Annotated in this window: 9 protein-coding genes; 7 read left to right on the top strand and 2 right to left on the bottom strand. The window is 68.8% G+C overall.

Annotated elements, in window-relative coordinates; translation table 11 throughout:
• Positions 1-110 precede the first annotated feature (110 nt).
• Together N5C25_RS19345 and N5C25_RS19340 are read right to left on the bottom strand one after the other, a co-directional pair.
• Positions 111-764, bottom strand: coding sequence for a response regulator transcription factor (locus N5C25_RS19345; RefSeq protein WP_279937681.1), 654 nt, complete (start codon positions 762-764; stop codon positions 111-113).
• A complete protein-coding gene (locus tag N5C25_RS19340) occupies positions 757-3,786 on the bottom strand; it encodes a sensor histidine kinase (protein WP_279937680.1) in 3,030 nt (1,009 codons plus the stop codon). Before N5C25_RS19340 ends, N5C25_RS19345 begins: the two co-directional genes overlap by 8 nt.
• 97 nt (positions 3,787-3,883) lie before the next feature.
• Between N5C25_RS19340 and N5C25_RS19335 the strand changes: the two genes are divergently transcribed.
• The 7 genes from N5C25_RS19335 to N5C25_RS19305 all read left to right on the top strand — a co-directional run bounded on the left by N5C25_RS19335 (position 3,884) and on the right by N5C25_RS19305 (position 10,660).
• A complete protein-coding gene (locus N5C25_RS19335) occupies positions 3,884-4,216 on the top strand; it encodes a hypothetical protein (RefSeq protein ID WP_019659977.1) in 333 nt (110 codons plus the stop codon).
• Positions 4,217-4,266: 50 nt separating this feature from the next.
• Positions 4,267-4,710: an AraC family transcriptional regulator gene (locus tag N5C25_RS19330; protein ID WP_058982409.1), complete on the top strand. Its 444-nt coding sequence runs from the start codon at positions 4,267-4,269 to the stop codon at positions 4,708-4,710.
• Complete coding sequence (locus N5C25_RS19325; protein ID WP_058982411.1) at positions 4,707-5,363, top strand: hydrolase; 657 nt, start codon at positions 4,707-4,709, stop codon at positions 5,361-5,363. Before N5C25_RS19330 ends, N5C25_RS19325 begins: the two co-directional genes overlap by 4 nt.
• A gap of 2 nt (positions 5,364-5,365) precedes the next feature.
• Complete coding sequence (locus N5C25_RS19320) at positions 5,366-5,791, top strand: DoxX family membrane protein (protein WP_155029733.1); 426 nt, start codon at positions 5,366-5,368, stop codon at positions 5,789-5,791.
• Positions 5,792-5,910: 119 nt separating this feature from the next.
• A complete protein-coding gene (locus N5C25_RS19315) occupies positions 5,911-7,758 on the top strand; it encodes an amidohydrolase (RefSeq protein WP_262213951.1) in 1,848 nt (615 codons plus the stop codon).
• Positions 7,737-9,020 carry an alginate export family protein gene (locus tag N5C25_RS19310; protein ID WP_279937678.1) on the top strand — a complete coding sequence of 428 codons (1,284 nt, stop codon included), beginning with the start codon at positions 7,737-7,739 and terminating at the stop codon, positions 9,018-9,020. Before N5C25_RS19315 ends, N5C25_RS19310 begins: the two co-directional genes overlap by 22 nt.
• Positions 9,014-10,660, top strand: a complete 1,647-nt coding sequence (locus N5C25_RS19305; protein ID WP_058982417.1) for an MFS transporter — start codon at positions 9,014-9,016, stop codon at positions 10,658-10,660. Before N5C25_RS19310 ends, N5C25_RS19305 begins: the two co-directional genes overlap by 7 nt.
• The last annotated feature ends 8 nt before the right edge of the window (positions 10,661-10,668 follow it).

Below are 10,668 nucleotides of genomic sequence, written 5' to 3'. Positions count from 1 at the left end.
CCGACACCGCCGCGCCATCCCACGGAAAGCCCGCTTTTGCTGTTGAGGTTGCCGGCCAGCGGCCGGCACTACCGCGGGTGCAGGGCTGCAAGCCCTGCCGAACCCCCCCCCTAATCGTGCCCGCTGTCGTCCAGGCTGATGATGCCGCGCCGCAGCGCCTGGGTGACCGCATGGGTGCGATCACCCACACCGAGCTTGTCCATCAGGCTCTTCATGTGCGCCTTCACCGTCTGCTCCGAAATCTGCATGCGCTCGCCGATGCGCTTGTTCGACAGCCCTCCGGCCACGTGCCGCAGTACCTCGGTCTCGCGCGGTGACAGGCGGTCTTCGATCACATGCGCGGCGATGCTGGCGGCCACCGCTGGAGGAATCGGCGCACGGCGGCCACCGGCCACCATGCGGATGGTGTCGACCAGTTCGTGGCGCAGCATGTCCTTCAGCAGATACGCGCTGGCGCCGGCCTGCAGTGCCCTCACCGCACGTACGTCACCGCGATAGGTGGTCAGCACGATGATGCGGGCGCGTGGGTCCAGCGCCCGGATCCGCACGATGGCTTCCACACCATCCAGGCGCGGCATCTGCAGGTCCATCAGCACCACGTCCGGCTGCAGCTGCTGATATCGCTCGATGGCTTCCTCGCCATCGGCGGCCTCGCCGAGCAGGCGCAGGTCGGAATGGGCGCCCAGCAGCGCGGCCAGACCGTCACGCAGCAGCGGGTGGTCGTCGACCACCAGCACGCCGATCGGGGCAGGGGACTCAGTCATGGTGGCTTCTACTCCAGGGCCAGCGCCAACGCGATCGGCGGCGGTGATACAGGCGACGGGCGGGAACCGCCAGCGCGACTTCAGTACCCAGCCCGGGGCGGGTCCACAGCTGCAGTTCCGCGCCGAGGCGCTGGGCGCGCTCACGCATGCCCTGCAGGCCCCAATGGCCATGCCCGGCATTCTCGTCGGCGATGCCGACGCCATCATCGCGCACGTGCAGCAGGAAGCAGCGCGTTCCGTAGGAAAGTTCCACTTCGATGGCGCTGGCGTTGGCATGACGCAGCGCATTGCGGATGGCCTCGCGCCCGATCAGGAACACCTCCTCGGCCGCGTCGGCCTGCAGCGGTGGCGTCGCGCCTTCCACGGTCAGGCGCAGGGGATTGATGCCATGCCCGGCGTATTCGGCGTGCACGTCGGCCAGCGCCGAAGCGAGGTCGCGGCCCGCGAACGGCGCCTCGCGCAGCGCATTGACCCGCTCGCGACCCTCGGCCAGGTTGCGCTCGGCCAGCTGCATCGCTGACTCAAGCTGGCTGCGCACCGGTTCCGGCGTCTGCGCTGACTGGCTGATCGCGTGCAGGCGCAGGATCAGGCCCTGGCTACCCTGCAGCAGGGTGTCGTGCAGGTCGCGCGCGATGCGTTCGCGTTCGCCGTTGCGCTCCTGCAGGCGCGCGCGGAACAAGGCTGCCAGCTGGCCGCTGCGGATGCGTACGGCCAGCACCAGCAGTGCAAGCACGGCGGCGGTGCACAGCAGCTTGAACCACAGGGTCTGCATGAAGGTGGGAGCGATGCGGAAGCTGCGGCTGGCCGGTGCGGTGCTCCAGATGCCATCCTCGTTGGCGGCTTCCACCTCGAACCGGTAGCTGCCGGGCGCGAGGTTGGTGTAATACGCACGTGTGCTGCTGCCAGCGTCCTGCCAGCCGTCATCCACGCCCGACAGGCGGTAGCGGTATCGGTTGCGCTCCGGACGTGCCAACGACAGCGCCACGTAATCGATCTGCAGCTGGCTGGTGCCGGCCGGGAGGCGCAGACCATCGCGTAGCGGCGCGTGCTCGCTGCCATACAGCACCTCGCCGATGCGCACGCTGGGAGCCATCGTATTGACGTGCGAGCGGGTGGTGTCCAGCCAGGCCAGGCCCTGGTTGGTGGCCAACCACAGCAGGCCGTCGTCGGCCAGCGTTGCGGTGGCGATCGGTCCGCTCTGCAGGGCAATGCCCGGCATGCCGTCAGCTGCGTCGAACAGGCGTGGCATGACCGGCAGGCCGCTGCGCACGGCGCGGCGCAGCAGGCCGGTTTCAAGGCGAACCAGGCCACGGCTGCCGTTGAGCCACAGGTATCCATGTGCATCGGTGACCATGCCGGTGATGCCTTCCAGTACGCCGGCCATGTCAGTGCGCACCGGAACGAAACGGCCATTGCCCAGGCGTGCTGCCAGCCCGGCCTCGCCGGCGATCAGCAGAAGGTCCCGGTGGTGCAGCATCGCGGTGATCGGCCCTACCGACAGGCCGTCCCCGGAGTCGAAGCTCTCGGTGCCATTCGCACCCAGGCGGCGCAGGCGGCCATCGGCATAGCCGAGCAGCAGCTGGCCATCGGCATCCAGCGCCAGCGATGAGCAGGCCTGCTCGGGCAGGCGGATTTCACGTTGCCACTGGTCATGCTGGTAGTGCAGCACCCCGCGTTCGCCGGTGCAGACCCAGGCCTGTCCGTCATCGGGGAACAACAGGGCATGCAGCGGCTGCCCGGTGAACGGCGCCGGCAGCGGGATCAATGTGGTGTGGCCGGCGACCGTGCGCGCGAGGTTGACCCAGTCGAACTGCCAGATCGGCGTGGGTGCCTGGCGCGCGGCAGCCTGCAGCAGCGTGGCGCTGCCATCCAGCAGGGTGCGCCGCAGGTCGTAGGGCTTGAGGTCTTCGCCATAGCCATACACGCGGCCATCGCTGGCCCGTACCAGCGAGCGGTAGGGATCGCTTGGACCCACCGCCAGGGTGTGCACGCTGCGTGCGCGGAAACGGTTGAGGCCGAGATTGGTGCCAACCCAGAGATTGCCTTCGCGATCGACGATGATTGGCACAGCCGAGGTGGCGGTCAGTCCTTGCGGCGAATCGAAGCGTTCCATGCGCACGGCCCGGGTGCCGGCGAAGGTGATGTGGGCAACGCCGCCGTGCGGACTCATCGTGGCCCACAGCGCGCCATCGGCAGTGAACTGCAGGCGCGCAGCGACCAGTTCCGGCAGCCGCCGTGCCTCACGTTCGCTGTCTGCCAGCAGACCCTGCGCGTTCGCCAGTGGCGAGGTGCCGCGCACCCGGTCGGCCAGCCACACTTCACCCTGCGGGCTTTCGGCCAGCGTCGCCATCTGCGAGACCGCGATGCCGGTGTCCTCGAACGCGGTCTGGCCCGCCGCGCGCATCCAGATCTTCAGGCCGGCCAGCACCCAGAACCTGCCCCGGCTGTCGTGCAGCACCCACTGCACACGGTGCTCGGGCAGGCCGGCAGCGGCCGGCAGTGGCTGCCAGCGGTGTCCGTCAAAGCGGCGCAGCCCGCCATTGATCGCCGCCCAGAGTTGGCCATCGCGATCCTGGCTGAAGCGCGGCACCACGCCGACCGGCACCCCCTGCTCACGGCCGTAGCTGTGCAGCCGTCCCTGCGCGAAGCGGCTGATGCCGGCCTGGAAGTAGCCGATCCACAGGGCGCCGTCGGCGGCATGCGCCAGCGTGACCATGTTGGTGGACGGGAACTGGCTACCGACGGGCGCTGCCTGCCGTTCGAAGCGACGGCCATCGAAGCGGTACAGGCCCGAGCCGGTAGCCAGCCACAAGAGGCCCTCACGGTCCTGGGCAATGTCCCATATATCGCCTGGGGCGCCCTGGCCGACACGCCAGGCGGTATGTTCGTAATCGGGCAGCCCGCCGCTCACCGGCGGGCGCTGCACGGCAAGGGCGGGCAGGGCGGTCAACAGCAGCAGGCACGTCAGCAGCGCCGGCAGGCGACGCAGGAACGGGAAGGGGCGGCCACGCATGGCGCGCATTCTGGCAGGTGTGGGGCAGCCCGGGGTGACCCGAACGGGGTAGGCGGTGGCCGCTGCGGTCGGCTATCACGCCGGCATCTCCTCCTGGAACCTGGCCATGCAGCGCCTGTTCGTGATGTTCCCTGATCGGGGGCCGGGCATCGGCCTGCTGTGGTTCCGGCTGTGCGTGACCGCCGCGCTGTGCGCGCCGGATGCTCAGGGCAGTGGGTGGTCGGCGCTGTGCCTGCTTGCAGCGGCCATGCTTGCACTGGGTATGTTGACGCCACTGGCAGCGCTCACGGCGGCCGTGGGCCTGTTCGCGCAGCAGGCGCCCTGGCCACTGGTGGCATTGCCGCCGGCGCTGCTGCTTGTGGGGCCGGGGGCCTATTCACTGGATGCGTGCCTGTTCGGGCGCCGCCTGCTCGGCCGTCGGCCTCCCCCATTCGGGTAGGTGCCGGCCTCGACCGACGGGGGTAGGGCATCGCGCAACGGCCACGCACCATGGGGCACCCCCTCGCGGCGCCCCGCATGGCCACCGTCACTCCGCCCGATCCGCCCGCCGCGCCACTGGCACCGCAGCAGGCCGCCGCACTGCAGCGCGCCCTGCGCTATGTCGATGAGCATCTGTCGCAGCCGCTGCGGGTCACCGAACTGGCGGCCGCCGCCTGCGTCAGCCGCTTCCACCTTGTGCGCCTGTTCCGTAGCGGCACCGGCGCCAGCCCGCTGCGCTATGTGCGCCGTCGCCGCATCGAACGCGCACGCCAGCTGCTGCCTGGCGCGCAGTTGCCGATGGCGTGCCTGGCCCAGCAGCTGGGCTTCTTCGACCAGAGCCACTTCGTCCGCAGCTTCCGCGCGGAGACCGGCTGCAGCCCCGGCCAGTACCTGGCCGGCGATGCCGCCCTGTCGCTTCCCCTTGATCGTGTTTCCAACGGAGTCCATCCATGACCCATGCCACCGCCACGCCCGCCCCGGCCCTGCTTTCGCCCACCGACCATGCCCTGGTGCTGATCGATTTCCAGTCACAGATGGCGTTCGCCACCCACACCATCGATATCTCCACGCTGCGCAACAACGTGTCGCTGATCAGCAAGGGCGCCAAGGGGTTCAAGGTGCCGGTGGTGCTGACCACGGTCGCCGAAGCGTCGTTCTCCGGGCCGATGTTCCCGGAACTGCCGCAGATCTTCCCCGGCCAGCCGGTGTTCGACCGCACGTCGATGAATACCTGGGAAGACCGGCCGGTGATCGACGAGATCAACCGCATCGGCAGGCGTCGGCTGGTGCTTGCCGGCCTATGGACCAGCGTCTGCATCGTCGGTCCGGCGCTGTCTGCGCTGGCGCAGGGCTTCGAGGTCTACGTGATCACCGATGCCTGTGGCGATGTCAGCGAAGAAGCGCACGAGCGTGCGATCACCCGCATGGTGCAGGCCGGCGCGGTTCCGATGACCAGCGTGCAGTACCTGCTCGAGCTGCAGCGCGACTGGGCGCGGGGTGAAACCTACGACCTGACCACCGGCATCGCCCGCGACCACGCCGGCGGCTACGGCATCGGCATCCAGTATGCCAAGCGCATGTTCGGCGCGCAGGAAGGCGGGCACTGAGCATGCTGGCCGGCCATGGCCTTGACCTGGCCCTGCTGATGCTGCGCGTGGCGGCAGGAGGCTTCCTGCTGCCGCACGCGCTGGGCAAGCTGTTTGGCTGGTTCGGCGGACCGGGGCTGGCCGGCTTCGCCACCGAGCTGCGCGGTTTCGGGCTGCCGGCAGTGGCGCCGTTGCCGCTGCTGTTGTCCCTGCTGCAGGTGCTGTCCGGGCTGGCCGTGCTGCTGGGATGGCAGACCCGCATCGCCGCGCTTGCGGCGGCCGCCTTCATCGGCTTCACCGCACTGTTGGCCGTGCCCAGGGGCTGGTTCTGGATGCGCGGTGGCAGTGAGTACCCGTTGATGTGGACCACGGTGCTGCTGGCCATCGCGCTGGCCGGGCCCGGCAACTGGGCGCTGGACGGCCAATACTTTCCGGGAGATTTCACTTGAGCCACGATCCCCTCGACCACGGCCGCCGCAACGTGGTGCTGGCAAGCGGTGCCGCGGTTGCGCTCGGCCTGGCCGGTCGCGCCGGTGCCGCACTCGATTCCACTTCCAAGGAGCGTCGCATGAGCACCCTGGTCATCCGCAATGCCCGCATCACCACCCTCGACCCTCAGCAGCCGCACGCCCAGGCACTGGCCGTGCAGGAGGGCCGCATCGTCGCCGTCGGCAGCGACGAGGACATCATGCGCGGCTGGGGCAATGGAGCGACGCTGATCGACGCGCAGGGCCGGCGCCTGCTGCCCGGCCTCAACGACAGCCACACCCACCTGATCCGCGGTGGCCTGAACTACAACCTGGAGCTGCGCTGGGACGGCCTGCGTTCGCTTGGCGACGCCCTGGACATGCTGAAGGCCCAGGTCGACCGCACGCCTGCACCGCAGTGGGTACGCGTGGTTGGTGGCTTCACTGCCGCGCAGTTCAACGAGAAGCGCCTGCCGACCCTGCAGGAGCTCAACGACATCGCGCCGGATACACCGGTGTTCCTGCTGCACCTGTATGACCGCGCGCTGCTCAACCGCGCCGCGCTGCGCGCCTGCGGCTACAGCAAGGAAACGCCGGATCCACCGGGCGGGCAGATCGTGCGCGATTCGCTGGGCAACCCGACCGGGCTGCTGCTGGCCAAGCCGAATGCGCTGATCCTGTACGCGACGCTGGCCAAGGGCCCGCGCCTGCCGATCGAGTACCAGGCCAACTCGACGCGCCATTTCATGCGCGAACTGAACCGGCTTGGCATCACCTCGGTGATCGACGCCGGCGGTGGCTTCCAGAACTACCCCGAGGACTACCAGGTCATCGAGCAGCTGCATCGCGATGACCAGCTGACGGTGCGCATCGCCTACAACCTGTTCACCCAGAACAAGGGGAAGGAGGCGGATGACTTCCGTGGCTGGAGCGAGATCCTGCAGCCGCGCCAGGGCGATGACCTGCTGCGCCACAACGGCGCGGGCGAGATGCTGGTGTTCTCCGCCGCCGACTTCGAACTGTTCAACGAGCCGCGCCCGGAACTGCCGCCGGAGCTGGAGCCGGAACTGCACGACGTGGTGAAGCTGCTGGTCGAGAAGCGCTGGCCCTTCCGCATCCACGCCACCTACGACGAGAGCATCACGCGCATCCTGGATGTGTACGAACAGGTCAACCGCGAGGTGCCGTTCGATGGCCTGCACTGGTTCATCGACCACGCCGAGACCATCACCCCACGCAACATCGAGCGCATCCGTGCGCTGGGTGGCGGTATCGCCGTGCAGCACCGCATGGCCTACCAGGGCGAGGCCTTCGTCGAGCGCTATGGCGTACAGGCTGCGCGGCATACGCCGCCGGTCAAGCGCATGCTGGCCGAAGGCGTACCGGTCGGCGCCGGTACCGACGCCACCCGCGTAGCCAGCTACAACCCGTGGGTGGCGTTGTCCTGGCTGGTGACCGGGCGCACCGTGGGCGGGCTGGCGCTGTATGGCGATGAGAACCTGCTGGAACGCGAGCAGGCGTTGCGCCTGTGGACGCAGGGCAGTGCCTGGTTCTCCGGCGACGAAGCGGTGAAGGGCACGCTGAAAGCTGGCCAGCTGGCTGATTTCATCCTGCTCTCGGCCGACTTCTTCCGCGTTGATGACGCGCAGATCGCCGACATCACCAGCCTGCTGACCGTGGTCGGCGGCCGCATCGTGCACGCCGACGGGGATTACGCCGGCCTGGCGCCGCAGCTGCCGCCGGCGATGCCGGACTGGTCGCCGGTCAACCGCTTCGGTGGCTACCACGTCGGCGGTGCCGCCACCGGGTTAGCCGTCGCGCATCGCCACCATCACGGTGTGGCCTGTAGTACGCATGGTGCTCACGGCCATGCCGCGCTGCATGCGGCGCCCACCGACGACCTGAGCGCCTTCTGGGGTGCGATGGGATGCTCGTGCTTCGCGTTCTGAGCCTGGCGCTGCTGGCCATGCCATGGATGGCGCTGGCCTGTGACGCCCCCCGCTGCGCCGACGTGAGCGGCGGGCAACTGCAATGGGACGCCTCGCTGCGCCTCAGGGGGATGTACTACGACCCGGCCCGATTCGGTATCGGCGGCAGTGAAGACGGCTACGGCCTGCTGCGTGCACTGGCGTCGGCCACGTATGTCGAGGACAACTGGCAGGCACGGCTGCAGCTGGGCGTGCATGCCGAGAATGGCAAGGCAGGCGGCCCGGGCCGTACCGACAGTGGCGCCTTGGACGTGCAGCAGGCCTACTGGCGCTGGCAGCGCGGTGGGTTCCATCTGCAACTCGGTCGGCAGGAAGCCGGCTATGGCAGTTCGCGGCTGTTGTCGGTGCGCGATGGGCCGAACATCCGGCTGGCATTCGATGGCGCCCGTGCAGGCTGGAAAGGCCGCCTCGGCACGCTGGACCTGATGGCGCTGCGACCGCTGGAGAACCGACCCGGCGCCTTTGATGACCGCGGCGAACGCGGTGCCCACCTGTGGGGCGCGTATGCGACCACCGCGCGGGGTCGTGGCCCAGGGCAATGGGATCTGTACCTGCTGGACTACCGTCGTGAAGGCGCGCGCTTTGCGGCGGGCTCCGGTACCGAGCGACGGCAGACCCTCGGTGCGCGTTGGTTCGGCCAGTTCGGTGCGCTGGACTGGAACAGCGAGCTGGTGGCGCAGGGCGGTGAACTGCAGACGGTTGCCGGCACGCTGGATGTCCGCGCCTGGACGCTGGCCACCGACACCGGCTGGCGCTGGACCGAGCGGCCGCTGCAACCGCGGCTGGGGCTGAAGGCGGATATCGCCAGTGGCGACGGCAAGCTGCATGACGGCCACCTGGGAACCTTCAATGCACTGTTCCCTAAATCGGCCTACTTCAGCGAGGCCAGCCTGCTGGCCCCGGCCAACCTGATGGACCTGCAACCGACCCTGACCCTGCGCCTGCATCATGCGGTGACCACGGAACTGGGCGTACAGATGGCGTGGAAGCAGCGTCGTGCCGATGCGGTCTACACCACACCGGCACCGCTGCTGGCGTTGCCGGGGAGCGCCGGTGGCGCGCGCCGCATCGGCACCCAGTACAAATCTGAAACCCGCTGGCAGGCCAGCAAACACTGGCAATGGCAGCTGCAGCTGGCCTGGGTCGACGCCGGTCCTGCACTGAAGCAGGCCGGAGGCCAGGACACGCTGTTCGCCTCGATCGTTGGAGCATGGCAATGGTGAACGCAACCGCGTCGCAACACTCCACACAGGCCGCAGGCGCCTGGTCCCCGCTGAAGATCCAGATGTTCCGTTCGATCTGGCTGGCAATCCTGGCCAGCAACATCGGCACCTGGGTCAATGATGTAGCCGCCGCCTGGGTGATGGCCGAACGCACCGGTTCGCCGTTGATGGTGGCCCTGGTGCAATCGGCCACCACGGTGCCGATCGTGCTGCTGGCGCTCGCTGCCGGCACCCTGGCCGACATTGTCGATCGCCGGAAGTACCTGCTGGCGACCCAGGGCTGGATGCTGCTGGTGGCCGCAGCGATGGCCGCGTTGACCGCGATGGACCTGCTGACCCCGCAGTTGCTGGTGCTGCTGACCTTCTGCATGGGCTGTGGTGCGGCGATGGCAATGCCCGCGCAGGCCGCCATTGTCTCCGAGCTGGTACCGCAGCCGATGCTGGCCTCGGCGGTGGCGCTGAACTCGATCGGCATCAACATCGCGCGCTCGATCGGCCCGGCCATTGGTGGCGTGATCGTGGCGCAGCTGGGTGCGGTGTGGGCATTCGGCTTCAACGCCATCACCTTCGCCGCGATGCTGTTCGTGGTGTGGGGCTGGACGCGTGATCCCAAGCAGTCCAGCCTGCCACCGGAAGGTTTCGGTGCCGGCTTGAAGGCGGGCCTGCGTTACGCCAGCCGCGCCGGGCGGCTGCAGGCGGTGCTGATCAAGTCGGTCGGCTTCTTCTTCTTTGCCGCGGCGATGAACGCGCTGTTGCCGGTGGTGGTGCGTGGGCAGATGCATGGCGGGGCGGGGCAGTACGGCATGCTGCTGGGCTGCATCGGCATCGGCGCAGTGGGCGGTGCGCTGCTGCTGCCGAAGCTGCGTGCGCAACTGGATCGTGACCTGTTGGTACTGCTGGCGACGTTGTCGCTGGCCCTGAGCCTGGTCGGGCTGGCGCTGACCCGCAGCTGGTACGTGCTTCCGGTGGTGATGCTGGTCAATGGATTTGCGTGGATCACCGTGCTGTCGTCGCTGCAGATCGCTGCGCAGACTGCGGTTCCGGCATGGGTACGTGCGCGTGCGCTGGCGCTGTACATCATGGTGTTCTCTGCCGGCATGGCCGCCGGCGGCCTGAGCTGGGGCGCGCTCGCACAGCGTACGTCGCCGGAGCTGGCGTTGCTGGTGGCTGCCGCAGGTGCGGTGATCGGCGGATTGCTGGTGTGGCGCGTGCGCATTGCTGGCACCGAGGATCTGAACCTGCGTCCGGCCGGGCACTGGCCGGCGCCGGAACTGTCGGTGCCGGTGTCGAATGATCGGGGGCCGGTGCTGGTTACCATCGAGTACCGCATCGACGATGCTGACCGTGCCAAGTTCCAGGCGCAGATGCGCGCGCTGGGCACGATCCGTCGCCGCGACGGTGCGGTGGTCTGGGGTGTCGTCGAGGACGTGGCCAGCCCGGGCATCCACCTGGAGTATTTCGTGACCCCGTCGTGGCTGGAGCACCTGCGCCAGCACGAGCGCATCACTGCGGATGACAAGGCCATCCAGGAAGTGCTGCGGGAGCTGCATCGCGGCGAGCGCGCCCCCGTGGTGCGTCACTTCGTGGGAGGGCATGACCCGCTGCCTGCCGCCGTGCCGCATCACCACACCGACATCTGACCCGCCGG

It is taken from the genome of Stenotrophomonas sp. GD03958 (assembly GCF_029839005.1).
GTDB lineage: Bacteria > Pseudomonadota > Gammaproteobacteria > Xanthomonadales > Xanthomonadaceae > Stenotrophomonas > Stenotrophomonas hibiscicola.
The sequence above is the reverse complement of the archived record's forward strand: the minus strand, read 5'-3'. Positions and strand labels throughout refer to the sequence as shown.

Bases quoted from the DNA above. Each gene is read 5' to 3' on its own strand.
- N5C25_RS19345 (WP_279937681.1), bottom strand. From the start codon at position 764: ATGACTGAGTCCCCTGCCCCGATCGGCGTGCTGGTGGTCGACGACCAC.
- N5C25_RS19340 (WP_279937680.1), bottom strand. From the start codon at position 3,786: ATGCGCGCCATGCGTGGCCGCCCCTTCCCGTTCCTGCGTCGCCTGCCG.
- N5C25_RS19335 (WP_019659977.1), top strand. From the start codon at position 3,884: ATGCAGCGCCTGTTCGTGATGTTCCCTGATCGGGGGCCGGGCATCGGC.
- N5C25_RS19330 (WP_058982409.1), top strand. From the start codon at position 4,267: ATGGGGCACCCCCTCGCGGCGCCCCGCATGGCCACCGTCACTCCGCCC.
- N5C25_RS19325 (WP_058982411.1), top strand. From the start codon at position 4,707: ATGACCCATGCCACCGCCACGCCCGCCCCGGCCCTGCTTTCGCCCACC.
- N5C25_RS19320 (WP_155029733.1), top strand. From the start codon at position 5,366: ATGCTGGCCGGCCATGGCCTTGACCTGGCCCTGCTGATGCTGCGCGTG.
- N5C25_RS19315 (WP_262213951.1), top strand. From the start codon at position 5,911: ATGAGCACCCTGGTCATCCGCAATGCCCGCATCACCACCCTCGACCCT.
- N5C25_RS19310 (WP_279937678.1), top strand. From the start codon at position 7,737: ATGCTCGTGCTTCGCGTTCTGAGCCTGGCGCTGCTGGCCATGCCATGG.
- N5C25_RS19305 (WP_058982417.1), top strand. From the start codon at position 9,014: ATGGTGAACGCAACCGCGTCGCAACACTCCACACAGGCCGCAGGCGCC.